General features: G+C 58.2%; 27 protein-coding genes. 11 read left to right on the top strand and 16 right to left on the bottom strand.

Translation table 11 applies throughout. The annotated features are described in order from the left end of the window. From ACZ1GS_RS05410 to ACZ1GS_RS05385, 6 genes are all read right to left on the bottom strand, one after another. Window positions 1–594 carry a PadR family transcriptional regulator gene (locus ACZ1GS_RS05410; protein WP_472697470.1) on the bottom strand — a complete coding sequence of 198 codons (594 nt, stop codon included), beginning with the start codon at window positions 592–594 and terminating at the stop codon, window positions 1–3. A gap of 192 nt (window positions 595–786) precedes the next feature. Next, complete coding sequence (locus ACZ1GS_RS05405) at window positions 787–1689, bottom strand: ThuA domain-containing protein (RefSeq protein ID WP_472697469.1); 903 nt, start codon at window positions 1687–1689, stop codon at window positions 787–789. 12 nt (window positions 1690–1701) lie between these two features. Next, complete coding sequence (locus ACZ1GS_RS05400; protein ID WP_472697468.1) at window positions 1702–3417, bottom strand: GMC family oxidoreductase; 1716 nt, start codon at window positions 3415–3417, stop codon at window positions 1702–1704. After that, window positions 3417–4070: a gluconate 2-dehydrogenase subunit 3 family protein gene (locus ACZ1GS_RS05395; RefSeq protein WP_472697467.1), complete on the bottom strand. Its 654-nt coding sequence runs from the start codon at window positions 4068–4070 to the stop codon at window positions 3417–3419. The genes ACZ1GS_RS05400 and ACZ1GS_RS05395 overlap by 1 nt, the downstream gene beginning before the upstream one ends. Further along, on the bottom strand, window positions 4067–4318 hold the full coding sequence (locus ACZ1GS_RS05390) for a hypothetical protein (protein WP_472697466.1): 252 nt from the start codon (window positions 4316–4318) through the stop codon (window positions 4067–4069). The genes ACZ1GS_RS05395 and ACZ1GS_RS05390 overlap by 4 nt, the downstream gene beginning before the upstream one ends. Window positions 4319–4424: 106 nt before the next feature. Further along, complete coding sequence (locus ACZ1GS_RS05385) at window positions 4425–5129, bottom strand: DUF4386 domain-containing protein (RefSeq protein WP_472697465.1); 705 nt, start codon at window positions 5127–5129, stop codon at window positions 4425–4427. A 156-nt stretch (window positions 5130–5285) separates the two neighbouring features. On the opposite strand from ACZ1GS_RS05385, the gene ACZ1GS_RS05380 reads away from it, so the two are divergent. After that, window positions 5286–6023 carry a class I SAM-dependent methyltransferase gene (locus ACZ1GS_RS05380; RefSeq protein WP_472697464.1) on the top strand — a complete coding sequence of 246 codons (738 nt, stop codon included), beginning with the start codon at window positions 5286–5288 and terminating at the stop codon, window positions 6021–6023. Window positions 6024–6059: 36 nt separating this feature from the next. Here ACZ1GS_RS05380 and grpE read toward each other — a convergent pair whose 3' ends face one another. Together grpE and hrcA are read right to left on the bottom strand one after the other, a co-directional pair. After that, window positions 6060–6671, bottom strand: coding sequence for a nucleotide exchange factor GrpE (gene grpE / locus ACZ1GS_RS05375; RefSeq protein WP_472697463.1), 612 nt, complete (start codon window positions 6669–6671; stop codon window positions 6060–6062). Between the two features lie 19 nt (window positions 6672–6690). After that, entirely contained in the window at window positions 6691–7734 is a 1044-nt protein-coding gene (gene hrcA / locus ACZ1GS_RS05370; RefSeq protein ID WP_472698068.1) for a heat-inducible transcriptional repressor HrcA, read from the bottom strand. A gap of 124 nt (window positions 7735–7858) precedes the next feature. Here hrcA and rph point away from each other — a divergent pair, with 124 nt between their 5' ends. Further along, window positions 7859–8572: a ribonuclease PH gene (gene rph / locus ACZ1GS_RS05365; protein WP_472697462.1), complete on the top strand. Its 714-nt coding sequence runs from the start codon at window positions 7859–7861 to the stop codon at window positions 8570–8572. 116 nt (window positions 8573–8688) lie between these two features. Next, window positions 8689–9315: an RdgB/HAM1 family non-canonical purine NTP pyrophosphatase gene (gene rdgB / locus ACZ1GS_RS05360; RefSeq protein ID WP_472697461.1), complete on the top strand. Its 627-nt coding sequence runs from the start codon at window positions 8689–8691 to the stop codon at window positions 9313–9315. A gap of 15 nt (window positions 9316–9330) precedes the next feature. Here the strand turns inward: rdgB and ACZ1GS_RS05355 are convergent, their stop codons facing one another. Beyond that, on the bottom strand, window positions 9331–10056 hold the full coding sequence (locus ACZ1GS_RS05355) for a CAP domain-containing protein (protein WP_472697460.1): 726 nt from the start codon (window positions 10054–10056) through the stop codon (window positions 9331–9333). Here ACZ1GS_RS05355 and hemW point away from each other — a divergent pair. Further along, on the top strand, window positions 10048–11244 hold the full coding sequence (gene hemW, locus ACZ1GS_RS05350) for a radical SAM family heme chaperone HemW (protein WP_472697459.1): 1197 nt from the start codon (window positions 10048–10050) through the stop codon (window positions 11242–11244). The two genes, ACZ1GS_RS05355 and hemW, sit on opposite strands and share 9 nt — an antisense overlap. Window positions 11245–11301: 57 nt before the next feature. Further along, entirely contained in the window at window positions 11302–12201 is a 900-nt protein-coding gene (locus ACZ1GS_RS05345) for a tyrosine recombinase XerC (protein WP_472697458.1), read from the top strand. 90 nt (window positions 12202–12291) lie between these two features. On the opposite strand, the gene gshB is transcribed toward ACZ1GS_RS05345, so the two are convergent. From gshB to rsmI, 3 genes are read right to left on the bottom strand one after another with little or no spacing between them, the layout of a single operon-like run. Continuing rightward, window positions 12292–13242, bottom strand: a complete 951-nt coding sequence (gene gshB / locus ACZ1GS_RS05340; protein ID WP_472697457.1) for a glutathione synthase — start codon at window positions 13240–13242, stop codon at window positions 12292–12294. Between the two features lie 34 nt (window positions 13243–13276). Beyond that, window positions 13277–13630, bottom strand: a complete 354-nt coding sequence (locus ACZ1GS_RS05335) for a YraN family protein (protein WP_472697456.1) — start codon at window positions 13628–13630, stop codon at window positions 13277–13279. Continuing rightward, on the bottom strand, window positions 13630–14472 hold the full coding sequence (rsmI, locus tag ACZ1GS_RS05330; protein WP_472697455.1) for a 16S rRNA (cytidine(1402)-2'-O)-methyltransferase: 843 nt from the start codon (window positions 14470–14472) through the stop codon (window positions 13630–13632). The genes ACZ1GS_RS05335 and rsmI overlap by 1 nt, the downstream gene beginning before the upstream one ends. A gap of 49 nt (window positions 14473–14521) precedes the next feature. On the opposite strand from rsmI, the gene ACZ1GS_RS05325 reads away from it, so the two are divergent. Next, window positions 14522–15676 (top strand): penicillin-binding protein activator, encoded by a 1155-nt coding sequence (locus tag ACZ1GS_RS05325; protein WP_472697454.1) that lies wholly within the window; start codon window positions 14522–14524, stop codon window positions 15674–15676. A 212-nt stretch (window positions 15677–15888) separates the two neighbouring features. Here the strand turns inward: ACZ1GS_RS05325 and fsa are convergent, their stop codons facing one another. Further along, the gene (gene fsa, locus ACZ1GS_RS05320) at window positions 15889–16542 is read right to left on the bottom strand and encodes a fructose-6-phosphate aldolase (RefSeq protein WP_472697453.1); all 654 of its coding nucleotides are present in this window, start codon (window positions 16540–16542) and stop codon (window positions 15889–15891) included. Window positions 16543–16677: 135 nt separating this feature from the next. Next, window positions 16678–17352, bottom strand: a complete 675-nt coding sequence (locus tag ACZ1GS_RS05315) for a DUF4197 domain-containing protein (RefSeq protein ID WP_472697452.1) — start codon at window positions 17350–17352, stop codon at window positions 16678–16680. A gap of 74 nt (window positions 17353–17426) precedes the next feature. Here ACZ1GS_RS05315 and ACZ1GS_RS05310 point away from each other — a divergent pair, with 74 nt between their 5' ends. The 5 genes from ACZ1GS_RS05310 (at window position 17427) to ACZ1GS_RS05290 (ending at window position 23326) form a co-directional block, all read left to right on the top strand. Further along, complete coding sequence (locus tag ACZ1GS_RS05310) at window positions 17427–19604, top strand: primosomal protein N' (RefSeq protein ID WP_472697451.1); 2178 nt, start codon at window positions 17427–17429, stop codon at window positions 19602–19604. A gap of 81 nt (window positions 19605–19685) precedes the next feature. Then, on the top strand, window positions 19686–20261 hold the full coding sequence (locus ACZ1GS_RS05305) for a trypsin-like peptidase domain-containing protein (protein ID WP_472697450.1): 576 nt from the start codon (window positions 19686–19688) through the stop codon (window positions 20259–20261). Beyond that, complete coding sequence (locus ACZ1GS_RS05300; RefSeq protein ID WP_472697449.1) at window positions 20216–21235, top strand: hypothetical protein; 1020 nt, start codon at window positions 20216–20218, stop codon at window positions 21233–21235. Before ACZ1GS_RS05305 ends, ACZ1GS_RS05300 begins: the two co-directional genes overlap by 46 nt. Next, a complete protein-coding gene (locus tag ACZ1GS_RS05295) occupies window positions 21236–22495 on the top strand; it encodes an MFS transporter (protein WP_472697448.1) in 1260 nt (419 codons plus the stop codon). Window positions 22496–22678: 183 nt separating this feature from the next. Then, complete coding sequence (locus ACZ1GS_RS05290) at window positions 22679–23326, top strand: PEPxxWA-CTERM sorting domain-containing protein (protein ID WP_472697447.1); 648 nt, start codon at window positions 22679–22681, stop codon at window positions 23324–23326. Window positions 23327–23411: 85 nt separating this feature from the next. Here ACZ1GS_RS05290 and ACZ1GS_RS05285 read toward each other — a convergent pair whose 3' ends face one another. Both ACZ1GS_RS05285 and ada read right to left on the bottom strand, forming a co-directional pair. Next, window positions 23412–24158 carry an isocitrate lyase/PEP mutase family protein gene (locus tag ACZ1GS_RS05285; protein WP_472697446.1) on the bottom strand — a complete coding sequence of 249 codons (747 nt, stop codon included), beginning with the start codon at window positions 24156–24158 and terminating at the stop codon, window positions 23412–23414. Then, window positions 24155–25195, bottom strand: coding sequence for a bifunctional DNA-binding transcriptional regulator/O6-methylguanine-DNA methyltransferase Ada (gene ada, locus ACZ1GS_RS05280; RefSeq protein WP_472697445.1), 1041 nt, complete (start codon window positions 25193–25195; stop codon window positions 24155–24157). Before ada ends, ACZ1GS_RS05285 begins: the two co-directional genes overlap by 4 nt. Window positions 25196–25535 lie beyond the last annotated feature (340 nt).

Below are 25535 nucleotides of genomic sequence, written 5' to 3'. Positions count from 1 at the left end.
CTATTTGAGCCGTTCAATCTTGCTCGCGGCTTCATCGATAATTGCCGCGACGTCGAGAATCTTTTCCGACCCCTTTTCTTCATCGGCCAGACGGATCCGGATCGCGCTTTTCATATTGCCAATCGCGCGCCGGATGGAAGCGCCATCGACCGCCTGATCCATTTGCGCAATGCCATCGAGCCGGGCCATGATCTCAGCGATATGCTTTTCTTCTTCCGCTAGCAGCGTGGTGCCGGCATCGGTGATCGAATAGACTTTTTTGCCACCATCATCGACTTTCTCGTCAATCAGATCCATTTCTGCCATCAAGGTCAGCGTCGGATAGACAATGCCCGGACTCGGCGCATAATGGCCGCCCGTCAGCTCTTCTATCTGTTGAATCAGGTCATAACCGTGGCGCGGTTCCTGTGCGATCAGGTGAAGCAGCACCAGCCGCAGTTCACCCCGGCCGAAAACCCGGGCGCGGCGCTTGGCCCTGGCCCCTTCCCGGGCTGCCTTTGCAAAGGCGCGCGCAAATTTCTGTCCGTTCATAGCTCCCCAGCGTTTACCGCTCCAGGCATTGCCACCGCAATCATTATAGTTGGAATAGCGCATAAAAGATCCTTTCTAATCTGTCTTAGTAAGCTCTAAGATATATCTTTATAATGCAAATGCAAGGCATGGACATGATCTTTTCACTAACGCTCGGAAATGACAGGGCTAATTTGCAGGCGCGCTTTTCGATTGTCGTGACATAGACCACGGACCCGCGGCGCGAAGTTCGGCGACTATGCTAGCCCGATGGCGCTATTCGGAATCCGCTTTTTCCGGATCAGCTTCCGATCCATCGTCTCCTTCCGGAGTAAGCAGCCATTTGCTCGCCTCGAGCAAGAGCTGGCGATAATTGTCATCTTGATAGCTGCTGGCCTGATGGCCGAGAGCGGAATAGAATACCCGCCCCTGCCCGACCCGATGATGCCAGATCATGGGGTGGTCACCCATTTTCAGGTCGCCACCAAACATCCAGGTCGAGGGATTATAGCTGTCCTCATCAATCGACACGAGCACATTCACACGGTCCCGGGGACTAGTTTCAAACGTATACCATTCGTCATTTTGCCGCCAGATTGCCGGCAAATGGCGCGTCGCCGGATGCCCACGATCCTCGACCGTCAGATCGGCATCCTGAAAATGCGGGATATTGGGATGGCTACGAAACTGGGTGCGGATCAGCACCTCCGGTTGCCATTGCCATGCATAGGACCGATCGCCGCCGGCTGCATGCAGCCCCAGAAACTGCCCCCCGTTCTCCATGAATGCCTTGAATGCGGCCTGTTGATCTGCCGTCAACGCATCGCCGGACACGTTGTTCCAGACCACCAGATCAAACTTGGCCAGATCGACCGCATTATGGACCGCGCCATTTTCGGTCGGGAACACCGTCCAGCCTTCCGCCTTGGCAAATTCGGCAAACATCGCATGGGCCGCCGGGATCGCGTCAATATGCCGGAAACCGTTGGTTTTGCTGAAAACCAGAATATGTGGCTGGTCGGACGCTGCGTCCGGTATGGTCGGCGCGACCAGGTCATAGGTCGGTTCGACAAACATCTCGTGTTTCCACAGAATATAGGTCGCATAAGCCGCGAACAGCAGAAACAGAATGGCCACAGGAGCGACAACAAATTTCAGCAGTTTCACGACAATGCCCATTATAATCTCTCTTTAAAGAACGCCCTGTTTCCATAATTTGGCGGCATAGTCCGCTGCGCGTGCGGTGAACGCCATATAGGTCAATGACGGATTGACATAACCGCTCGAAGCCATGGCAGATCCGTCAGTGACAAACAGATTGGGGACATCATGGCTTTGGTTCCAGCCATTAAGCGCCGATGTCCTGGCATCCTTGCCCATCCGCACCGTGCCCATTTCGTGAATCGCGGAAATCGGTTTTTCACTGCCATCATCACCGATGATCGCAACCGCGCCGGCGGCTTTCAATATACGGTCGGCCTGCGCGGTGATATCCTTGCGCATCTTGCGTTCATTCTCACCAAACTGCATCGCGATGCGAACAAGCGGCATACCAAAAGCATCCCGCCTGCTGTCATCCAGGCGAATACCGTTGTCCGCGTTGGGCAGGCATTCGCCAAAGGCCGACATATAGAACAGCCAGGGGCCCGGCTTGCGCAACATTTCCTTATAGTCCGCGCCAATCCCCTTCTGGTGCATCAGAAACCGGTGATCGAGACGGATGGTGTTGCACTGAAAGCCATAGCCGCGAATGAAATCGGCGTCGTCATCCTGTCCGTTCAGGTTTCGAAAGCGCGGAATATAGGTGCCATTGGGGCGTTTGCCGACAAAATAGCGATCAATATCATCGAAGAAGAGACCAATATTTGTGCTGTGTTCGTTGTGATCCATCAGATAGCGACCGACGACACCGCTGCTATTGGCGAGACCGTCTGGAAAAGTCTCCGATTTCGAGTTCAGCAAGATTTGGGCGCTGTGGATGGTCGATGCATTGAGGAAAATGATCCGGGCCTTGTAGACCAGCGTCTCGCCGGTTTTCATATCGCGCACCTGTACGGCGGTGGCCTTCCCGGTTGCCGGATCGTACAGAATTTTCTGCACCGCACTTTCGCTGCGCAGGGTCAGGCGACCGGTTTTCATCGCGGCGGGCAAGGTCGCGCTTTGCGTGCTGAAATAGCTGCCGGTAGAACAGCCCCGAGGACAGGCGCCGCAATAGTGACAAGGGCTGCGCCCTTCGAGCGGCTCGGTGAGCACCGCCGCCCGACCGATCGTGTAGGTCAGATCGCTGGCGTGGCGCGCAAGACGCCGCTTGATCCGCTTTTCCAGCGCATACATGTCCATCGGCTTCTGAAAGGTACCATCGGGGAAAGACGCCAGCCCTTCCTTCTGTCCGGTGACACCAATGAATTTCTCGACATGGCTGTACCAGTCGGCGAGATCGTCATAGCGCACCGGCCAATCGGTTCCGTGACCGTCTTCGGCATTGGCAACAAAATCCTGCGGCCCCCAGCGATAGGTCTGCCGCCCCCACATTAACGAGCGACCGCCGACACGGGCGCCTCTGATCCACTCGAAATTTGTGTCCTTTTCCTGAATATAGGGTTCGTCACTATCCTTGATGAAATGCGGCCGGGTGGTTTCGTCAAAGGCATAGCTTTGGGACTGGACATAATAATCCTCGGCATTGCGCTGATAGTCCGCCAGGCCGCCAAAAGGGATTGCCCAATTGGGCGCGTGTTCTCCGACATATTCTCCCGGATGGTTGAGCGCGGTGCCGCGTTCGAGCATCAGGACTTCCAGGCCCTTTTCGGTCAATTCCTTGGCTGCGAATCCACCTGTAATGCCGGAGCCGACCACAATTGCGTCATATATTCGCGTCGTCGACGCCTGAGATTGCGTTTCTGCCATTACATATACGGGACCGAGGCCCAGCTGCTGTCCTCGACAGACAGATCGGTTTCGCCGTCAAATTGGCCTGGCATCATTTCATAGCGCAAGACCTGTTTGGCCCCCACTTCCGACATGAAAAAGCCGACGACGGTGATTTCCTTGAACAGAGCCAGAAACGGAATATCGGTCTGTTCCTCGGTTACCGATTTCCCGCCGAAAGCAAACCAGCGATGGTCGCTTTGTTCTTCCTCCATTTGCTCCAGCACCGCCTTTTGCGCCCCGCCATCGCAAGCGACAAACGCTTTGCCATGGACCGCCCGGGCGCGATTATCAGCATCCAGCAAGCCTTCGTCGAACAGGGCTTTTTCGGGAACCGCCATCCATTGATCGTAAAGCAGTTCGAGAAATTTCGGGACATCAGCATCAATCGCGCCAGGCGTTTCGGTTCGGGGCAGCAGCGTTTCGCTGAGCGCAGCGACGAGCTTCCGTTTTTCCGGAGAAAAGGCATCGACTGTTTGATTGATAAACGCGTCGCGCTCCATCATCGGCATTATATCATGCGCTGCACCGCTGTCAGCCAGCATCGCCGCGAGACCCTGAGAATAGACAATACCGCCAACCGCCGCAGTTGCCGCCGATGCCATCAGGAAATCACGCCTCGCAACCGTCATGCTGGCTCCGCCTGATCCGCCCGGCGCCGACTGCGCAGCCACAGCCCGCCGAACCCGATCAGCGCAAAGCACAGCGTGACCACCCAGCGGTGCGGCCAGAACATATATTGTGCACTCGCATAGCGCAGCGCGCTGTAAATGGAGTAGATCGTCTCGATTTTGAGGAGATGATAGAGTTCAAAAACCAGGTCGGCGAGAAGCGGCGTGCCGAAATGAACAAAGGCCAGAAATCCCAGCAAAAAAAACATGCTCTTGTTGGTTATCCGCCCCATGGATTGGGGGTAACAGTGGCCAGTTTCAAAGTCAATTTGAGCCCAAATCGGTGATCGGGCCGCCGCGCCATATTAGCTGTGTCTAGCGCGGTTGGACACCGCGCAGGGCGAGATAGAAACCGGTCACCAGCAGGGCGATGAGATTGCACAGCATGAAGGATGCGGTCACAGCGCCATGACCAATGGCCGGAATGAAGTCGCGCGAAACCATTGCCGTCACGACAAACAGCGAGGCAAACAGGCCCCAGCCGGCGATGATTTTGGGAATCTGGCCGGAACGCAGGAACAGCAGGAAAAAGCCGGCATTTGCCGCCGTTGTGACAATCAGGCCGAGATGAAAAGATGTATAATCAGACGTCGCCTGAAGCCCGGTTAACAACAACCGTTGCTGATCGTTCGCCAGCACCAAATAGGCCGGATCACCGGCAATCTCGGCGGCGTTCATGGCAAACATGGCTCCCATCAGGATCAATACCGATGCCCCGAGGCCAACGAACAGGCTCCAATAGGCCAGCAACGGGCCAGCTCTGCGCAACAACAGAAACAATCCGGCGTTGATGATGACTTCGAGCGCAAAGACAAAGGCGGCGATATAGGCTTTGGCGCGCAAGCGGGTCTCGGCCTCCAGCATATTCTCGGCCGTTCCAACCACATCGGCGGTCAGGTTGATATCGATACCGCTGGAAATCGAAAAAGCCGCTCCGGCGCCGACCACAACGGTCGCCAACAAAGACCAGCCGACCCATCGGGCCAAGAGCTGATCGTCGAACCGCTCAGTCGGTTGCATCCGGTATTCCCCCCGCTAATAATGATTTAGTGCCATATTACAGCAATACACCTAAGTCAATGCAGCCAGCGGCTGCAAGACCAACCCGTTCCCTGAAAGCCGCCGATTGATTCTGACAGTCTGGCGCGCGCCTGCCGCCTGCGCTAGGCTCGGGACATGAACCCACTCTACGACAAGATCGGGATTGGTTATGCCAACCGCCGCCAGCCGGACAGCCGGATTGCAGCCCGCATTCACCAAGCGCTCGGCACCGCGCAAACCATATTGAACGTCGGTGCGGGCACTGGATCTTATGAACCAGCTGACCGTACGGTCACCGCACTGGAACCGTCCGCTGAAATGATCCGCCAAAGGCCGACCGGCCTCGCCGCTGCGCATCAGGGCGTGGCGGAGGCCATGCCGTTTGCCGACCAACAGTTTGACGCCGCCATGGCGGTGCTGACGGTCCATCATTGGTCCGATCTGGATGCGGGCCTGCGCGAAATGCGCCGGGTGACCAAAGGCCGGCTGGTGATTTTGACCTTCGATCCCGCCGGCCCCTATTTCTGGCTGGCTGACTATTTTCCCGAAATCATCACACTTGATCAACCGATCATGCCCAGCCTCTCCGCTTTTGAAAAGATACTCGGTCCGATCACTGTGGACCCCGTTCCGGTGCCGCACGACTGCACTGACGGCTTTCTCGGCGCCTATTGGCGGCGGCCGGACGCCTATCTGGATCCCGCGGTTCGCGCGGCGATCTCTACCTTTGCCAAGATGGATGATATTGCCGAACGGCTGGGGCTATTGAAACAGGATCTCAGCGCCGGCGCCTGGACCGAACGCTATGGCCATCTGATGACACAAGACAGCCTCGACATCGGATACAGGCTGGTGATTGCCGACCAACGTTGATCCGGTCCGTCGGGCTGCGACGAGCCGGATCGGAACCTATTCCGGCGCCTTGGCGACACCAACAAAGGCGGGCCGCAGCAAACGGTCCTTGATCATATATCCAGCCTGCATTTCCTGCACGACCGTGCCCGGTTCATGTTCGTCGCTGGGCACTTCGACCATTGCCTGATGCTGATTGGGATCGAGCGGCAAACCAACTGATGCGACGCGTTTGATGCCATTTTTCTCGAATACGGTTTCCAGTTCCCGGCCGGTGGCTTCGATGCCGCCGATCAGGCCCTTCCACTTTTCCTCATCCTTCACTTCGGACGGGATCGCCGCCAGGGCGCGTTGCAGATTGTCCGATACGCTCAAAATGTCGCGGGCGAAACCGGTGGCAGCATAAGCGCGCGCATCCTGGGCGTCCTTTTCGAGACGACGACGCACATTCTGGGTTTCCGCTTGGGCATAGAGCACCTGTTGCTTGGCCTCGGCCAACTCATTTTCCAACGCCGCAATCCGATCCTCGGGTGTCGGCTCCCCACTGTCCCCTTCACCGCCTTCCTTCAGCGATTCAGGCACGCCTTCAAGTTCCGCTTCTGCAGCGGCGTCGATTTTCGGTTCGTCTTGGGCTTCGGGTTTCGTATCACTCATTTTTTTGTCACTCATTTCAATATTCTAGTCCGGTTTACTTTAGCAATCTGGACAATGTTTGTGCTGTGAAATCTACCATGGGTACGACACGGGCATAGTTCAACCGGGTGGGGCCAATAACCCCGACCACGCCAACCACTTGTCCGTCGCCATCCTTATAGGGCGCCGCTATCACAGATGAGCCGGAAAGGGAGAATAATTTATTCTCTGCGCCGATAAATATTTTCGCGGCTTCGGCATCACGGGCATTGTCGAGCAAACGCGCAATTTCCTGCTTGCCTTCCAACTCATCGAGCAATTGCCGCACCCGGTCGAGATCATCCAGCGCGCTGTCCTCCAGCAGGTTCGCCTGTCCGCGCACAATCAATATGGGGCGTTCCGATGGGTCCTGAGTCCAGGTGACCAGACCGCGCTGCACGAGATCTTCCGACGCCTTGTCAATCGCGGTCCGACCGGCCTGAATGTCGCGGTCCATTCGCGCCAGCGCCTGGGTCAGCGTCTGACCGCCATATTGAGCGGTGAGATAATTGCCGGCCTCGATCAAGGCCGATTCCGAAATGCCGAGGGGAAGATCGAGCACGCGGTTTTCCACACCGCCATCCTGCGACACGAGAATGGCCAACCCCTGCCCTTCGGACAATTTCACAAAACTGAATTGTTTGAGCGTCGGCTCGCGCTTGGGCACCATGACGAGGCCCGCACAGGATGACAGGCCGGAGAGAATGGTTGTGGTTGCCCGCAGCGCATCCTCAACCGGGCCGCTTTCGCTAATCTGACTCTCAATCGCCTCGCGCTCTTCCTGGGATGGCTCGGCAGCCTGCATCATCCCGTCGACAAACAACCGCAATCCCCGCTCCGTCGGCATCCGTCCGGCGCTGGTATGCGGCGCGGCGAGCAATCCCAGTTCCTCGAGGTCCTGCATCACGTTGCGGATCGACGCCGGAGAAAGCTCGAGACCGGGTACTTTTGATATGGTGCGCGACCCCACCGGTGCCCCATTGTCCAGATAGGATTCCACCACCACCCGGAAGATATCGCGGGTTCGGTCGTTCATTTCGGTGATCGGTGTGGTGGTCATGAATGGTAGATAGGAACATTTCGAACGGGTTTCCAGCGGGATAATCCAGTCGCCCGTCCGAGACGAGGGTTGCATCCCCTGAACACTCTTCTAAACCCCGTCGAAAGCCAAAGGAGAATCACATATGCGCCCATCAGGACGCGCGCTCGACGAGATGCGTGCTATTACTATCGAAACCGGATTTACCAAACATGCCGAGGGCTCCTGCCTGATCAGCTTCGGTGATACGAAGGTCATTTGCACCGCCAGTATCGAAGAGCGCATTCCACCCTGGCTGCGCGGCAAGGGCGAAGGCTGGGTCACTGGTGAATATTCGATGTTGCCCCGGGCCACCAACACCCGCAATTCGCGCGAAGCCGCCCGTGGCAAGCAATCGGGTAGAACACAGGAAATCCAAAGACTTATTGGCCGCTCTTTGCGGGCCGTCGTCGATATGAAAAAGCTCGGCGAGCGCCAGATCACCGTCGACTGCGATGTTATTCAGGCTGATGGTGGCACACGGACCGCTTCGATCAGCGGCGCCTGGGTTGCCTTGCGGCTCGCGGTTAATGGCCTGCTCGAGCAAAAGCTGATCAGCGAAGATCCAATCGAACAGAAAATCGCCGCGATTAGCTGCGGTATCTATAACGGCAATCCGGTGCTCGACCTCGACTATGACGAGGACAGCAATGCCGGCGCAGACGCCAATTTCGTGCTCACCGGCGACGGCAATATTGCCGAAGCGCAGGCGACCGCCGAAGGCGAGACGTTTGATGACGAAGGGCTGATGCGCCTGATGCGGCTGGCCAAAATCGGTTGCGACCAGATTTTCGAGGCGCAGGACAAGGCGGTTGGTTGAAACAGAAACCGTCACCCCGGACTTGATCCGGGGCTCAGCTAACAGCAACGCCGCTTCCCGACTTCTTGTTTGGCTGGGTCCTGAAACACGTTCATGATGACGAAAAAGAGAAAAGCATGACCCACCGCAAACTCAAACCCGGCAAGCTGGTCATCGCCAGCCATAATCAGGGCAAGGTTCGGGAAATCCGGGCCTTGCTGGCGCCGTTCGGGATCGAGCCGGTTTCGGCCGGCGAGCTGGGCTTGCCGGAACCGGAAGAAACCGGAACGACCTTCGCGGAAAATGCGTTGCTCAAGGCCCATGCCAGCGCCCAGGGGGCCGACTGCGTGGCGTTGGCGGATGATAGCGGGCTCTGCGTTGCGGCGCTGGACGGCGCGCCCGGTGTCTATACCGCTGACTGGGCAGAAGCCGACCGGTTCGAAGGCGGACCGGGTCGCGACTGGTACATGGCCATGGGCAAGGTTGAAGGCAAGCTGTCCGAGCAGGGACCGGATACGGATCGCAGCGCCTATTTCATCTGCACCCTCGCGCTCGCCTGGCCAGATGGCCACGAGCAGATTTTCGAAGGCCGGGTGCACGGGTCCCTGGTTTGGCCACCGCGGGGCACTCTGGGCTTTGGCTATGACCCGGTCTTTCAGCCGGACGGGTTTGACCGGACCTTCGCTGAACTCGACCCGCAGCAGAAACATGACATGAGCCATCGCGCCGATGCGTTCGCCAAACTGGTCAGCGCCTGTTTCTAACTAATCTCGCCCTGATTAGGGAACCTGCCGACCAATGAAGTTGCCGGGTGGACTGTAGCGACAGACCAACACATCGCGCTGGCTATTGCTGGCAATGCCGCAACCAATCCGGGTGGTCTCACGCCAGATGATCTGGGTGTAGTGCCCGACATCCTGCCAGCGGCCGGTGGTGCTGACATCGGGGAATGTCCCGGCGACAAAAAACTGTTTCTCGTCAATCCAACCGTTCGCCATGTCCTGAAAGGAAAAGGCGCCTGCGGTTCCGGCCCACAGATTTTCGCCCTGATTGGGGCGGGAAGAACCGGGGCTATGCTCGAAACGGCCATTGGCGATGAGCACTTCGGCATAGTCGCGCGCGGCCGCGCTGAGCGCGGGGTCCAGTGCAACCGGCGGCACACCGACTTCGGCGCGCGCAGCATTATGCTCGGCCAGCATGACTTCCAGTAACGACCCGGTTGGCGGTGTTGGAGTTGGGGTTGGAGTTGGGGTTGGTGTGGGCGTCGGTGTGGGCGTCGGTGCTGGGGTCGGCGTCGGCGTTGGAGTTGGCGTGGGTGTCGGCGTGGGGGTTGGCGTGGGGGTTGGCGTTGGTGTGGGCGTCGGGGTCGGGGTCGGGGTTGGCGGCAATGTCACTGGCGGTGTTTCGCCACCTGACGTGCTACCACCGCCGCAGCCAACCAAAGCCACGATCATTGCCGCTTGCACGACTGTGCGCGGATATTTACTGATGCGCCGATGCTTCATAGTCCATCCTCCACCGTTTCAACCAAATCATCGGACTGTGATGCGCTTGCGCTGTACATTCACTGGCCCTTTTGTATCGCCAAATGTCCCTATTGCGATTTCAACAGCCATGTTCGCGATCACATCGATCATGAGGCATGGCAGACAGCCCTTCTTGTTGATCTCAGGCATGAATATAAAGTTAATGCCGGACGCCCGATCAGCTCGATTTTCTTTGGTGGTGGCACGCCGTCGCTGATGGACCCTCGTCTCGTCGCAACTCTGGTCGCGGAAGCCGACAAATTATGGGGCCTGACCAAGAGCTGCGAAATCACGCTAGAAGCCAATCCATCATCGGTGGAAGCCAGTCGCTTTGCCGATCTGGCGCTGGCCGGTGTTAACCGGGTTTCCTTGGGATTACAGTCGCTTGATGATCAATGTCTGGCATTTCTCGGGCGGGAACATGATGTCACAGAAGGCCTCGCCGCACTCGAAACCGCACAGCGAAATTTTGATCGTGTGAGCTTTGACCTGATTTATGCACGGCCCGGCCAATCCTGCGACGACTGGCAGACAGAACTCGAAAAAGCATTGAGTTTTGGTACCGATCATCTGTCGCTTTATCAGCTGACGATCGAACCGGGTACGCGTTTTGAAACACTGGTGCGGACCGGCAAATTGATCCCGGCTGATGACGATCATTGCGCGGACCTTTTCGCTCTCACTCAGGCCATGACTCGCGCCGCCGGCATCGCGGCCTATGAGATCAGCAATCACGCCCGGCCGGGGCAGGAAAGCCGTCACAACCTCACCTATTGGCGCTATCAGGATTATATCGGTATCGGCCCCGGTGCTCACGGCCGCCGGCAAAACCAAGCCACTGAACGCCACAAGAAGCCCGAAAACTATCTTTCTGCTGTGGCCCGCAACGGCAACGGATTGAAGGTGGAACAGAAGCTCTCTGCGAAAACCCAGGCCGCTGAGGCGCTGATGATGGGGTTACGGTTGACCGAGGGTGCTGATTTGGCCGCGCTGGAGCGCAAAACCGGATTGGTGATTGCGGACATGATTGACCGGCAGGCCGTGGCCAGGCTGGTGGATCTGGGATTTGTGACCGATCGGGGTGATCGCCTTACGGTCCGCGCCAAGGGCATGCCGTTGCTGGATGCCTTGCTGCCCGAAATTATCGCCGATGGGCAGTTTGACTAGGGCTGCCGCTAATCTTGCGCGCTTGGACTTTTGGCCCGGGCCTGCTAGATTCCGCTAATGTCCGCCAGCGCTGCCCTGATCGAAAATTTCTCGCGCCATTTGCGCGAAGGCCGGCGGCGGTCTGTCCATACAGTTCGGGCCTATGTCACGACGGCGGAACGGTTTTGCGGCTTTCTGACAGATCATCTCGGCGGCCCCGTCAGCGCCGCTCAGCTTGGCCAGCTCGGCCAGGCCGATATCCGCTCTTATCTCGCCTGGCGCCGCAATGATGGCCTGTCCAATAACAGCACCGCGCGCGAGCTTTCGGCGATCCGGGCATTTCTGCGCCATGTTGGCGGCGATGAAGCACAGATTCCGCCAATGAAGGGTCCCAAAGTCACCCGCGGCGTGCCGCGTCCGGCCAATCCCGACACGATATTGGCGATGGCTGACGATATTGCCGAAAATGCCCGCGAAGACTGGATCGGCGCGCGCGACTGGGCGGTCTTGCTGTTGCTCTACGGATCCGGTTTGCGGATCAGCGAAGCGCTCGATCTTGCCGGCGACGTGCTACCCCTGTCCGACACGCTGCGGATTACCGGCAAACGGGGCAAGACAAGGATCGTTCCGTTGTTGCCGCAAGTGCGAGATGCGATCATGTATTATGTCGACCTGTGCCCCCATCCCGTTCTCGCCGACAAAGCGCTGTTCCGCGGCAAACGGGGTGGCCCGCTGTCCCCCAACATGATCCGGCGCGTGGTACAAAATGCCCGGCGCAAGCTGGGGATTTCGGACAAAACAACCCCCCACGCGCTGCGCCACAGCTTTGCCACCCACCTGCTGGCCGGCGGCGCCGATCTGAGGAGTTTGCAGGAACTGCTCGGCCATGCGAGCCTGAGCTCCACGCAGGTCTACACGGCCGTCGATGCCGCCCATCTGCTCGACGTCTATCAAAACGCCCATCCGCGCGCGGGATAAACGGCGACCGCCTTACGTCAGACTGGGTCCCCGCTTTCGCGGGGATGACGGAAACGGTCATTCGGAAAGATTATGAATGGATGTACCCGACTATGATTGAAGCCGCCGCTCAATCGCATCCCAGATCATGCCCGCCGTGTCGGTTCCATTAAACGCGTCTATCGCCACGATGCCGGTTGGCGACGTGACGTTGATTTCCGTGAGCCACTTTCCGCCGATCACATCGATACCGACGAATATCATGCCGAGTCGTTTGAGATCCGGCCCCATCGCGGCGCAGATTTCTTTTTCGCGATCGGTCAGCTCCGCTGCTTCTGCATAGCCGCCCTGCGCGAGGTTCGAACGGAATTCCCCTTCCCCCGGCTTGCGGTTGATGGCGCCCGCAACCTCGCCATCGACCAGCACGATCCGTTTGTCGCCATCCTGCACTTCGGGCAGAAACGGCTGGATCATGTGCGGCTCTGGCCAGGTCTGGTTGAACACTTCGATCAGCGCGCTCAAATTGCTGCCGTCTTCCGGCACCAGAAATATGGCCTTTCCGCCATTGCCGTGCAGCGGCTTGACGACAATGCCGCCATGCTCCGCCTGAAACGCCCGGATTTCCTCGAGGTCCCGGCTGACCAGAGTCGGCGGCATATAGTCTGCATAGTCGAGCACATAGACCTTCTCCGGTGCATTGCGCACCGAAACCGGATTGTTGACGACCAGCGTTTCGTCCTCGATCCGCTCAAGCAAATGGGTTGCGGTGATATAGCCGACATCAAAAGGCGGATCCTGCCGCATCAACACGACATCAATATCGCGACCAAGATCCAGTTTCACCGGTTCGCCGGCGGTAAAATGGTCGCCTTCGACAGCCTGCACCGTCACCGGTGTCGCCATCGTGGTCAGACGGCCGCCAAGATAGGTCAAGTCCTTCACGTCATAGTGAAACAGCGTATAGCCCCGCTGCTGAGCGGAAAGCATCAGTGCAAAACTGCTATCGCCAGCGATATTGACGCTTTCCATCGGGTCCATTTGCACTGCGATTTTGAGGGTCATGCTGCTCTTTCCGGTTGATATTGCAATGGTCTGACTAGAATCCGTGCCAGACATTGGTTAGATGGATCGGCCACCGCCGCGGTGCAACCAAAATCACGTCGATGCGGGCATCTTCCCCGCGCGTGCAATAGCGCGGATACAGAATCTCGACGGCCGCAGCCACGCGTTTCAAGCGATGCAGGTCAATCGCATTTTCCAGATCAGCACGGGTTTTGCGGGCCTTGACCTCAACAAAGGCGACCAGCTTGCGCCGGCGGGCGATCAGATCAACCTCGCCGCGCGGCGTCCGCACTCGCTGGTCCAAAATCCGCCAGCCATGAATCCGCAACCAGCCCGCAGCAATGCCTTCTGCGCGGCGCCCCTGCTGTTCGGCGTGCCGGCGGCTCATCAGTCCTGCGCTTCTTTCCACGCGCTGGCCAGCGCATAGAGCGCCTTGCGATCAGCGCCAAAGCGCCGGGCGACCGTTCCAGCCGCCTTTGACGCCGGCATGTCCTGCAAAGCATCGCGCAGCGCCTGTTCAACCGTTTCCTGGCTGGCAGCGGCCGCAGGACCGGGCGGGCCCACAACGACAACAATCTCGCCTTTCGGTTTCTCATCACCATAGCGGCTTGCCAGTTCCAACAGCGAGCCGGTCACAGTTTCTTCAAATCGTTTGGTGATTTCCCGGATCACCGCTGCCGGACGATCGCCGAGTTCAGCCAGTGCGTCCGCCAGCATATCACCAAGACGGGATCCGTTTTCGTAAAAAATCAAGGTCGCTGGGACCGCTTTCAACGTCTCCAACGCAGTGCGCCGCGCCATTTGCTTGTTGGGCAGAAATCCCTCGAACAAAAAGCGATCGCTCGGCAAGCCCGACAAGGTCAAAGCAGCGATCACCGCGCTTGGCCCCGGAATGGTGGTTACAAAGCATCCCTTTGCGCGGGCATCGCGAACCAGTTTGTAACCGGGATCGGATATCAGCGGCGTCCCCGCATCGCTCACCAGAGCAACAATTTTACATGCGATGGCATCCAGCAAAGCGGCCCGATGACCCTCACCCTTGTGGTCATTATAGACCATCATTTTAGTCTTTTTACCAATATGGTTCAATAACTTACCGGTAACTCTTGTGTCTTCGACCAAAACCATGTCGGCGCAACCCAATATTTGCTCCGCGCGATGCGACAAATCTCCGAGGTTGCCGATTGGTGTGGCGACGATATACAGGCCATGTTCAACGGGAGCAGACATAATGACGGCCATGGCAGATAAGATGCATTCAGGACAAGACGAAACCCACATGACATTCCGACGACGCCTGTTGCGGTCGGCCGGTCTGGGCGCCATTGTCTTTCTCGCCGGTTGTGAATCGCTGGTCCCTCGCGGCGGCGACCGTGCGCCAGCACCGACACCGACGGCACCGCCCGTGACCAGTGAATTGCCCACCGATCAGAAGCATCATCGCATTGCGCTGTTGGTTCCGCTTTCGGGAAAAAATGCCGGTGTCGGCCAGTCGCTGGCCAATGCCACCACAATGGCATTGCTCGATACCAAGGCGCAGAACATCCGCATGACCAATTATGACACCGCCAAAGGCGTGACGGCTGCGGCGCGCAAAGCCATTGCCGATGGCAACAAGCTGATCATTGGCCCCCTGCTCAGTGACAATGTGGTCGCAACCGCCAATATCGCGCGCCCCGCCGGTGTACCGATCTTGAGTTTTTCCAATGATGCGGGCGTCGCCGGCAATAATGTCTTCCTGCTCGGTCATATCCCGTCCCAATCCATCAACCGGGTGGTCAGCTATGCCAAGTCCAAAGGCATGAACCGGTTTGCAGCGCTGGTCCCCAATGGCGTCTATGGCCAACGCGCCTCGTCCACGCTGCTGCGTTCGGTCAAGAATGCCGGCGGCACGGTCGTGTCGATTCAGAATTTCAACCGGGATTCGAGGTCAGTTGAAGCCGCATCCAAGAAATTGGCGGAAAACGGTGATTTCGACGCGGTTCTGCTGGCCGATAACGGCACGATGGCGATCAAGGCCGCGCCCTATATTCGCAAAAATGCCAGCAGCAGCGCCAAAATTTTGGGCACCGATCTGTGGAACACCAGCAGCAGTCTCGCCGGTGCGCCGTCAATGCGTGGCGCCTGGTTCGCGAGCGTTTCCGACGGGTTGTACCGCCAATATGCCGACAAATATCGCAGCCGCTACGGCCGCGCACCGTTTCGGCTTTCCAGTCTCGGCTATGATTCGGTTCTGCTGACTGTCAGGGTCGCGCAAAATTGGAAAGTCGGCACCCCCTTCCCGATCACGCAACTCACCGACCGGGGCGGCTTTGTCGGACTGGATGGCGTCTTCCGCTTCCGCCGCGACGGCATCTCGGAGCGGGCGCTTGAGGTGCAGGAAATCAAGGCGGGTAGCTTCACTGTGGTTGACCCTGCGCCAAAAGGCTTTTGAGCACGGTCGACACTGGACAGCACGCCCCGCCGCCAGACCGTCTTGCGATTGAATAGCTCGCGGCAGGAAAGCCCATCGTCACACGCGAAAAAGCAACCGAGCGGCGGAGTGACCACTCTTAGCCGCCCAGGGTTGTAGGCCATTCTTGATGCTGACAGACCGACACCATCGAAGTGTTTAACCAGTTTCGGCCAAGGCCGGTCGCCTGGTGCCTAGCCGATATTCTGCCCGGTATCTGCCCAGTCCTTCAGAAAGCCTTCAATACCCTTGTCGGTCAGGACATGCTTGAACAATCCGCGAATGACATTGGGCGGCATGGTCGCAACATCCGCGCCAATCCGTGCCGATTCCAGCACGTGAACCGGATGCCGGATCGACGCCACCAGGATTTCGGTTTCATAGGCGTAATTGTCGTAGATCAGACGGATATCGTCGATCAGCTTCATGCCGTCGAAGCCATTATCATCATGCCGCCCGACAAACGGAGAGATGAAGCTCGCACCGGCTTTGGCCGCCAGCAGCGCCTGGTTGGCCGAAAAGCAGAGCGTGACATTGACCATCGTGCCGTCGCTGGTCAGCGCCTTGCAGGTTTTCAGGCCATCAATGGTCAACGGCACCTTGATGCAGACATTATCGGCGATCTTCCGCAGCGTCTCGGCTTCCTTCATCATTGTGTCATGGTCCAGCGCAACCACTTCGGCGGATACCGGACCGTCGGTCAGGCCACAAATTTCCTTGGTGACTTCCATGATATCCCGACCGGATTTCTTGATCAGTGACGGGTTTGTGGTCACGCCATCGACCATGCCGGTCGCGGCGAGATCGGCAATTTCGGCGGTATCAGCGGTATCGACAAAAAATTTCATGCTTCATGCTCCTGCGCGGAAGGAAAAAGGGCGTTGTGCAATGCCTATCGCTTTTCCGTGAAGCGCGAAACTGGAGCCTCCAGAAAGCTGTGCAGAAACCTGTGGATAGCGTGTGGGCGATACGAGGAAAACCAGTCAGCGGACCCCGAATATCGCGATCAGCAGCGGATCGTTGGTTGCCCGCGGATTGGCCCGTATCCGCGCTTCCTGTGCGCCAATCGCGCGATAGATCGCTTCGCTGGCCTTGGCGGTCACGTCCTCGCTTATCGCCGAAAAGTTCACATCGCTGACTTGCGCAAGAACCAGATTAATCACTTCATTGTCGAACAGATTCAGCCCCTCACCGACGCCCGGCAGCATCTCCGACGCCAGACCGTTGCCCAATTGCGACCGCAACAGACCCGTAGCGGCCTGTTCTCCGCCGCCGATAATCGCCGCGGCGTCGGCAATATTCATCGTCCGGATTGTGTCGGCGATAAGCGGCGCTGCCAAATCAGCGCCTTTTTCCGCCGCGCGATTGACCTGCTTGAGCAAGCGGTCCTGAATCGGCTTGGAGCGCAACACCGCCGTGGCGATGTTGGTTACACGGGTACCGCCAAGGCGTTCAGGCACGGCAATCCGAGCAATCTGATTGTCAAAAAACCCGTTGGGTTGCAGCAATTCGGCAAAGGCATTTTGCGACGAAACGGTCAGCAGCCTGCGAATCGCTTCGGTGAGACTTAGACCAGGAAGAGTGGAACAGCCTGAAAAAACGAGGGCTGTGGCGACCCCGCATCCCGATAAAAAAGTCCTGCGATCGGTCAGCGGCATCGTCTTTCTCCCCTTCTGCTGGCCCAACCATAGCAGGTGATGACGCGATCCTAAAGCCAGCCTATAGGGAGAGAATGAATCGCGCCCAAAACCGAGTGAGAGTCCTGTTGCTCAACGCCGCCCTCGGTCCGCTGGATTATCGGGTTCCGGAGGGGATGAACGTTGGCCCTGGTTCTATTGTCATGGCTCCGCTCGGCCCGCGCAAATTGCCCGGCGTGGTGTGGGAAGCGGACCGGTTTCCGGCCGAAGAGATCGATTTCAAAAAACTGCGCCCGCTGCTCGAATGCCGCGATGTACCGCCCTTGTCCGCGCCCCTGCGGCGCCTGATCGAATGGACCGCCAGCTATTATTTCGCCGCTCCAGCCTCCGTTCTGCGGATGGTATTGTCGAGCGGCGCGGCCTTTACCGACAACCGCCCGATCATCGAGTATCAGCTGAACGGGATTGTTCCGGAACGGATAACCCCCCAACGCGAGCAGGTTTTTGCCAAACTGGGAGATGCCCAGGGGACGATCAGCGAACTGGCGTTCAAGGCCGATGTCTCGGTCGCGGTCATGCGGGGGCTGGAGAAAGCTGGCGCGCTCGAACGCAGCGAAGTTTCGCCTCAGGCCACCGTGCCGCAGCCGATTGCCGATTTTGCGCTGGTGGATCTCAGCGCCGACCAGCGCCGGGTCAGCGATCGGCTCAGCAGGGCTGTGGAGGAACGAAAATTCCAGCCATTCCTGCTTGATGGCGTGACCGGGTCCGGAAAAACCGAAGTCTATTTTGAAGCTGTGGCCGCCGCCCTGCGAAACGACATGCAGGTCCTCGTGCTGTTGCCGGAAATTGCGCTGACCGAACCGTTTCTCGAACGGTTTAGAGCCCGCTTCGGGCAGGAGCCGGTCGCATGGCACAGCGGATTGAAACAGTCCGAACGCAAGCATAACTGGCGCGCGCTGGCGGAGGGTACGGCAAAAGTGGTTGTAGGCGCGCGATCCGCCTTGTTTCTGCCCTATCAAAATCTCGGCCTGATCATCGTCGACGAGGCCCATGAAACCAGTTTCAAACAGGAAGACGGTGTGCGCTATCATGCCCGCGATGTTGCCGTCATGCGCGGGTTGCACGAGAAAATACCGGTTGTTCTCGCCTCGGCAACACCGGCGATTGAAAGCCGCCATCAGGTCGAGCAAGGCAATTATGAACTGCTCGAACTACCCGCGCGTTTCGGCCCTGCCACCATGCCGACAATCGAAGCGCTGGATCTGACACAGGATATTCCGGCCAAGGGGGCATGGCTTGCCCCTACTCTGGTGCACGCACTTGAGGACAATCTCGCCAAGGGCGAACAGTCGCTGCTGTTCCTCAATCGGCGCGGTTTTGCGCCGCTGACCCTGTGCCGAACCTGTGGCCACCGGATCGCCTGCCCCAATTGCACCGCCTGGATGGTCGAGCACCGTCTGACCAAAAGGCTGGCGTGCCATCATTGCGGCCACATCATGCCGCAGCCGGAAAAATGTCCGGAATGTGATGACGAGGACTCGCTCGTCGCCTGCGGGCCGGGGGTTGAGCGCATTTGCGACGAAGTGAAAATGCTGTTCCCCACCGCACGCACCGCCATTGTGACGTCAGACACGATCTGGTCTCCTGCCAAGGCCGGGGAATTTGTCGCCCAGATGGAGGCCGGCGCGATCGATATTGTTGTCGGGACCCAGCTGGTCACCAAAGGCTATCATTTTCCCAACCTGACGCTGGTGGGCGTGGTCGATGCGGATATCGGTCTGGAAGGCGGCGATCTGCGGGCCGCCGAGCGCAGCTTTCAGCAGATTGCACAGGTCGCGGGCCGCGCTGGCAGAGCCGAAAAGCCTGGCCATGTCTACGTCCAGACACGAATGCCGGGCGCTGCCGTGATCGAGGCGCTGATCAACGGGGACCGGGACGGATTTTATGCCGCCGAAACCGAATCCCGCCGTGCGGCCAGTGCGCCACCCTTTGCCCGGCTGGCGGCGATCATTGTTTCCTCGGAAGACAATAGCGAAGCGATGGAAACCGCCCGTTTGATCGGACAGACCGCCCCGAAAGTCGAAGGCTTTGCGGTCTATGGCCCTGCCCCGGCGCCGTTGGCGATGTTGCGCGGTCGCCATCGCCACCGGCTGCTGGTGCACGCCCACCGCGCGGTTGATTTGCAGGATATTCTGCGTCAATGGCTCGAAAAACTTGAATGGCCGCGCGCCGTGCGGGTCGGCGTTGACGTTGATCCCTATAGCTTTGTGTGATCATCCGCTTTATCCTGACGTCATGACATCCCGTCGCCTCGCGCCCCTTGCTCCCACGCCTCACCAAACAGAGAGTTCCCGATGAACCGCATTTTGTTCTTTTTTGCTGTCCTGCTGGTTTTGGTTCCGACCCAGCCAGCCCTTGCTGATCCGGCCGATATCAGCGCCGCGAGTCGATCCGTTGTGCGGGTGGTGCTGGCGGCCACGGATGGCGACAAGGTAGCCTTTGTCGGTCACGGCAGCGGCTTTGCCGTCGCACCCGACAAGATTGTCACCAACGCCCATGTGGTGGAAATTGCACGGCAGGAGAAATCGGTCGTTATCGGCATTGTTCCATCACAAGGGGGGACCAGCTACGGCGGGCGGGTGATTGCCTATTCCCCCGGCAATGATCTGGCGCTGATCCAGTTGCAGGATGGCGGAAGACTGCCGCCGATGACAATTTTCGGTGGCCCGGTTGGCGACGGCGCCAATGTGGTGGCAATCGGCTATCCGGGCTCGGTCGACCGCGCACAGGGCCTCAATCTCGATGATCTGATCAACCCGATGTCGCCGGTCAAAACCCGCGGATCGGTTTCCGGGGGCGGACAACCAAACAGTTTGACACCATTTTGCACACCGCACCGATTGCCAGCGGCAACAGCGGCGGACCGCTGATCGACAGCTGTGGCCGTATCCTGGGCGCGAACAGTTTCGGTTCGCTGTCCGATGGCAATGACGCCGAATTCGGCTTCGCCGTCTCCAGTCGGGAAATTTTGTCCTTCCTCCGCAAGGCCGGCGTCAAACCGGGCATATCATCGACACCATGCCGGTCGGTTGCCGATATCAGCCGGGCCGAACAGCAGCGCGAAGCCGCCGCTCGGGCGAAAGTCGAAGCGGCCCAGAAAGCAGAAATTGCAAAAAGAGAGCGCGCTGAAGCGGAACTGCGGACCCGGATTTCTCAGGAAGTGACCATTCAGCGCGAAAACTATATGGCCTTCGCGGCGCTGATGCTGGCGCTGTCTCTGGTGGCAGCGGCCGCCGGCGGATATTTGCTGATCCAGGCGAAACGCAATCCTGGCATTGCAACGGTGGCCGGCGCTGCGCTTTTGATGGTCGGCGCGATTATCGTCTTTCTGTCGAGGCCGGCTTTCAGTGATATTGATGACCGGGTTGCCGAAGAACTGAACGGTGGAAAGCCGGTAAACCCGGATGATGCGAACCAAGACGCAATCACTTCCACAGCCGGGCAATATCAGTGCCGGGTCAATATGGAACGCAGCCGGATCACGATCTCACAAACCGATACGCTGCCCATCGAATGGGCCGAAGGCGGATGTGTGAACGGCCGCACCCAATATGGTCGCGACGGCGCAAAATGGTCGCGGATATTTGTGCCCAATGAAGAACAAACCGTCACCATTAGCAGCTTTGACCCCGCCAAGGCGGAATTCACCACAGAACGCTATTTGCTCGGCTTGGGCGCAATGACCAAGGCCCGGGAAATTCGCCAGAAATATGGCAACAGAAGCTGTACGGCCGATCAGAAGTCCCTGTCCGATATTGAAGATATGGTCAAAGCGATCCGCAGCGAATTGCCGATGCAGCCCAATGAACGGCTGGTGTACGAATGCGAAAAAGCACAGCCATGAGTGCACACGAATGACGAAGCGCGGATGACGGTAGAAGCGAAGCAACGCCAGTCGGCGACCCGGTTTGTGCTGTTGACGGTGTTTATCTATTCGGCTGGATTCGGGATCATCATGCCGGTTTTGCCGGAGCTCATTCAGGAGCTTGAGGGCGTCAATCTGTCAGAGGCGACGATGATCGGCGGGTTTATCGGCGCCGCCTATGCCCTGTTTCAGTTTCTGATGGGACCACTGGTCGGCAATCTCGGCGATCGATTTGGTCGGCGCCCAGTTTTTCTGGTTTCCCTGCTCGCCTATGGCTTTGATTTCATTCTGATGGGCTTCGCGCCCAATATCATCTGGCTGTTCATCGGGCGCTCCATCGCTGGCGGACTCGGCGCGATTTTCGGACCGGCCAATGCCGCGATGGCCGACATCTCGAGCAGCGAGGACCGGGCCAAAAGCTTTGGCCTGGTCGGGGCCGCTTTCGGTGTAGGCTTCATCATTGGCCCGGCTCTGGGTGGTTTTCTGGGCGACTATGGCACGCGTTTGCCGTTTTTCTTTGCCGGCGGAATGGCCTTTCTAAACTTCATCTACGGCTGGTTCGCGTTTCCCGAAACCATGGCGCCAGAGGAAAAGCGCAGCTTTGCCTGGCGGCGGGCAAACCCGCTGGGCGCACTGGTCAATCTCGGCAAACTTCCCCACGTGCTGGGCGTTGCCGCGATCTATTTCCTGTGGATGCTCAGCAGCTCTATCTATCCGGTCAGCTGGGCCTTTTTTGCCCGTGCGCAATATGGCTGGGATAGCAAGACGGTCGGCCTGTCGCTGACCTGTGTCGGCGTGTCCATGGCGCTGGTTCAGGCCTTTTTGATCGGCCGGTTTGTCAGCCGCTTCGGGGAACGGAAAACCGCGATGTTCAGTATTTTCTCCGCAATCGCAATCTTCGTTGTTTATGTCGTGAGCGATAGCGCCATCGTCGCCTTCGCCATGTGCCTGATCGTCGGCCTCCAAGCGATGGCCATGCCGAGCATCAACGCGATGATGTCGCGCCGGACACCCAATAACATGCAAGGCGAATTGCAAGGCTTTAACGGCAGTCTTGGTGCGCTGGCGGCGCTGATCGCACCATTGCTTTACAATGGTTCGCTGTCCTATTTTACCGGCGACACCGCCCCGTTTCGGTTCGTCGGTGCCCCCTTTGCCGTTGCCGCGGTCATCGGATTGATCACCCTGGTGGCACTGCTCCTGCTGCGACCAGCCGCGTCCGGTCAGCCGACCCCCTAGCCCCTAGCGGATAACGCATCCGAACGGACAGCGAAACGGCAGTTGCACCGCCAATCAGTTCAGTATTCATCACCGGATCGTGCCAGATCAGGACGAACCAAGATAACCATCGCTTATTGGTTAAAAATTCGCTAAGGGCCTGTGAAGGGTCATGAATTTACGTACAATAATATAGGGGAAATCATGAAAATGACGTTTATCGCAGCGACAACCGCTGCAACTATGATGGTCGCGACGCCTGCCAATGCGGGGCTTATTGCGGACATTAACATCGACCAGCAATTTGCGGCCGGCGACGGCTTCAGCTTTACCGGCTTTGGACTGACCGATGTCTATTCGATCGAAACCCGCTTTTCGTTTGACGACTTGGGTGGCTACACCAAGATTATCGACTTCAAGGGCCTGACGACCGACGACGGCTGGTATAATATCAACAACAGACTGAACTTCTATAACGTGGCCGTATCTACGGATAACGTCTTCCAAGAAGGCGTGTTGGCTGATCTGCTGGTCACCAGAGACGCCGCCGGCATGGTCAATGGCTATGTTAATGGCGAACTGGCCGTCAGCTTTGATGACTCGGCATCACAATTTGCCGTTTTCACGGGCGACATCAACATGTTCATTGACGATACTGCAACCGGGGGAACCGAGAATAGCAGCGGTTTTCTTTCCTATGTCCGACTCTATGACATGGCGATCACGCCAGCTGCCGCCGTACCTGAACCGGCAACCTGGGCGATGATGATTTTCGGCTTTGGTCTGGTCGGCGGCGCATTGCGTCGGCGCAAAACGGTGAAGCCGGTCAAGCTGGCCGTTTCCTACAGCTAAGCGACACATCCCAAAGGGAGGGTCCCCGTGACCCTCCCTTTTTTCTTATCAGGCAACGCCATCGGCCGCTACTGCTGAGCCTATGTCAGGCGAATGAATAGATTTCCGCCGCTGCCGCCTCAAACGCGGCCATTGCCGTCCGCCAGGGGCCGGGGCCGTAGCTGATCCGGGCCACGCCCAGCGCAGCCAGTCTCGGGATCGAAAGGCCATCCGGCATCATCATCACATTGACCGGCAAGACCGCTTTCTCGCAAATCGCACCAATGGACTTTTCATCCGCTGCAAAGGGAACGAAAAAGCTGTCCGCGCCCGCGTCGGCATAGGCCTGGCACCGGTCCAGCGCCTGCGCGATCAGCGCATCATCATGATCCGCCGCCGGTGTCTGGATGAACAAATCGGTGCGGGCATTGATGAACAGGCCCGTATCCGCTGCGGCCTTGATGCGATCCGCCTGTTGCATCCGATCACGCAGCCCGCCGGCGGTCAGATCCTGATCTTCCAGGTTCAGCCCCGCCACACCAGCCGCTTTCATCAGGCCCGCGCGATCTCCAACGGCCGCAGCATCACGCCCATATCCGGTTTCCAGATCGATACTGACAGGCACGTCCACGGCCGCTGCAATATGCTTGGCATTGGTTAGCGCATAGTCAAACGGCAATTGCTCCCCATCGTCATATCCTTGCGCCCCAGCGACCGACAGACTGCCCGTCGCAACCGCCTTGGCTCCGGCACGGATCGCGGCCTGGGCACTGCCCGCATCCCAGATATTGTAGAGGATCAGGGGATTGCCCGGCTTATGCAGGGCGGAAAATTGGGTGATCATATCCGTCATTTTGCCGCTTCCTTTTTCAGCAACCGCTCTTTTATCTCGACGCCATAAGCATAGCCGCCCATGCTGCCGTCGCTGCGCACCACCCGGTGGCAGGGAATGAGCACGGCGACATTATTGGCACCATTGGCGCTACCAACCGCGCGCACGGCCTTGGGTTTGCCGATCGCTGCGGCAATATCGGCGTAGCTGCGGGTTTCCCCGAGTGGGATTTTCTGGAGCTCTTGCCAGACCGCTTCCTGAAAAGCTGTGCCTTGCACATCCAATGGAATATGGCTGAAATCTCCCGGCTGCTCGACCGACGTTGCGACCTGCGCCAACAAATCCCGAAATGCTGCGTCACCGGGCTGAAGGTCAGCCTTGGGAAAGCGGTCGCGCAAATCGTCTTCGCCTTCATTGAACGAAAGACAACATACGCCCTTTTCCGTGGCGGCGACCATCATCCTGCCGAGCGACGTTTCGACCGTGGCCCAGCGGATCGTCACGCCCGCTCCGCCATTTTTCCAAGCGCTTGGCTTCATACCCAATCTCTTTTCATTATCTGCATAAAATCGCGATGCCGAACCGTAGCCCGCATCATATATGGCCTCGGTCACAGATGCCCCTTCGTCCAGAGCCTTTCTGGCGCGTTCCTGCCGTAATGCCCGGGCATAGGCGGCCGGAGACAAGCCCGTTTCGCGCTTGAAAATACGCTGCAAATGGGTCGAGGAATAGCCTGTGATCGCGGCCAGTTCATCCAGTGTCGGCGGTCTCTCAGCCATGCGGATTGCATCTACGACCGATTTGACCGCCGCTTCATCCCGGGCCACATTTTTCGGCATGCAGCGCAGACAGGCGCGCAATCCGGCTGCCTCCGCCTGTTCTGCCGTTGCAAAGAACCGGACATTCTCCCGCTTGGGATGGCGTGCGGCGCAGGACGGGCGACAATAGATGCCGGTGGTCAACACACCGGTGACAAATTTGCCGTCATAAGAGCGATCGCGTGCGGTTATCGCCTGCCAGGCTCGCTGCTCTTCAATAGAGGATTCTTGCTTGTTCATAACATTCTTTTGCCAAGCTTTTGCTGACGCCGCATCCCGTATCTTGCGATCAAAGCGAATTTTGTTTGGCGCGCTATTCCATCACGCCCATATCGAGCCTGTCGAAGCCTATTTTCTGTATCCGTCGACAAGCTTGGGGTGAGTGCCGAGAGTGTCTAAAAATCCTGCCCAATTCGGCCCGCCGAAAATCATTCCCAAAGCCATCTTGCATCGCAGCAAAATGGTTGCTAGACGCCGCCCAACTCAAGGTGAGATGCGATTAATTTCACCGTTTGCAGGGTCCAATTCATATACCAGTTTTTTGACCACATGATCAGGTCAATAATACAGGCACGGAGTA

It is taken from the genome of Parasphingorhabdus sp. W113 (assembly GCF_055693205.1).
This window is presented reverse-complemented; position numbering and strand designations above follow the sequence as displayed.

Coding starts and splice junctions, on each gene's coding strand:
- ACZ1GS_RS05410 (WP_472697470.1), bottom strand. CDS start 594: ATGCGCTATTCCAACTATAATGATTGCGGTGGCAATGCCTGGAGCGGT.
- ACZ1GS_RS05405 (WP_472697469.1), bottom strand. CDS start 1,689: ATGGGCATTGTCGTGAAACTGCTGAAATTTGTTGTCGCTCCTGTGGCC.
- ACZ1GS_RS05400 (WP_472697468.1), bottom strand. CDS start 3,417: ATGGCAGAAACGCAATCTCAGGCGTCGACGACGCGAATATATGACGCA.
- ACZ1GS_RS05395 (WP_472697467.1), bottom strand. CDS start 4,070: ATGACGGTTGCGAGGCGTGATTTCCTGATGGCATCGGCGGCAACTGCG.
- ACZ1GS_RS05390 (WP_472697466.1), bottom strand. CDS start 4,318: ATGTTTTTTTTGCTGGGATTTCTGGCCTTTGTTCATTTCGGCACGCCG.
- ACZ1GS_RS05385 (WP_472697465.1), bottom strand. CDS start 5,129: ATGCAACCGACTGAGCGGTTCGACGATCAGCTCTTGGCCCGATGGGTC.
- ACZ1GS_RS05380 (WP_472697464.1), top strand. CDS start 5,286: ATGAACCCACTCTACGACAAGATCGGGATTGGTTATGCCAACCGCCGC.
- grpE (WP_472697463.1), bottom strand. CDS start 6,671: ATGAGTGACAAAAAAATGAGTGATACGAAACCCGAAGCCCAAGACGAA.
- hrcA (WP_472698068.1), bottom strand. CDS start 7,734: ATGACCACCACACCGATCACCGAAATGAACGACCGAACCCGCGATATC.
- rph (WP_472697462.1), top strand. CDS start 7,859: ATGCGCCCATCAGGACGCGCGCTCGACGAGATGCGTGCTATTACTATC.
- rdgB (WP_472697461.1), top strand. CDS start 8,689: ATGACCCACCGCAAACTCAAACCCGGCAAGCTGGTCATCGCCAGCCAT.
- hemW (WP_472697459.1), top strand. CDS start 10,048: ATGCTTCATAGTCCATCCTCCACCGTTTCAACCAAATCATCGGACTGT.
- ACZ1GS_RS05355 (WP_472697460.1), bottom strand. CDS start 10,056: ATGAAGCATCGGCGCATCAGTAAATATCCGCGCACAGTCGTGCAAGCG.
- ACZ1GS_RS05345 (WP_472697458.1), top strand. CDS start 11,302: ATGTCCGCCAGCGCTGCCCTGATCGAAAATTTCTCGCGCCATTTGCGC.
- gshB (WP_472697457.1), bottom strand. CDS start 13,242: ATGACCCTCAAAATCGCAGTGCAAATGGACCCGATGGAAAGCGTCAAT.
- ACZ1GS_RS05335 (WP_472697456.1), bottom strand. CDS start 13,630: ATGAGCCGCCGGCACGCCGAACAGCAGGGGCGCCGCGCAGAAGGCATT.
- rsmI (WP_472697455.1), bottom strand. CDS start 14,472: ATGTCTGCTCCCGTTGAACATGGCCTGTATATCGTCGCCACACCAATC.
- ACZ1GS_RS05325 (WP_472697454.1), top strand. CDS start 14,522: ATGACATTCCGACGACGCCTGTTGCGGTCGGCCGGTCTGGGCGCCATT.
- fsa (WP_472697453.1), bottom strand. CDS start 16,542: ATGAAATTTTTTGTCGATACCGCTGATACCGCCGAAATTGCCGATCTC.
- ACZ1GS_RS05315 (WP_472697452.1), bottom strand. CDS start 17,352: ATGCCGCTGACCGATCGCAGGACTTTTTTATCGGGATGCGGGGTCGCC.
- ACZ1GS_RS05310 (WP_472697451.1), top strand. CDS start 17,427: ATGAATCGCGCCCAAAACCGAGTGAGAGTCCTGTTGCTCAACGCCGCC.
- ACZ1GS_RS05305 (WP_472697450.1), top strand. CDS start 19,686: ATGAACCGCATTTTGTTCTTTTTTGCTGTCCTGCTGGTTTTGGTTCCG.
- ACZ1GS_RS05290 (WP_472697447.1), top strand. CDS start 22,679: ATGAAAATGACGTTTATCGCAGCGACAACCGCTGCAACTATGATGGTC.
- ACZ1GS_RS05285 (WP_472697446.1), bottom strand. CDS start 24,158: ATGACGGATATGATCACCCAATTTTCCGCCCTGCATAAGCCGGGCAAT.
- ada (WP_472697445.1), bottom strand. CDS start 25,195: ATGAACAAGCAAGAATCCTCTATTGAAGAGCAGCGAGCCTGGCAGGCG.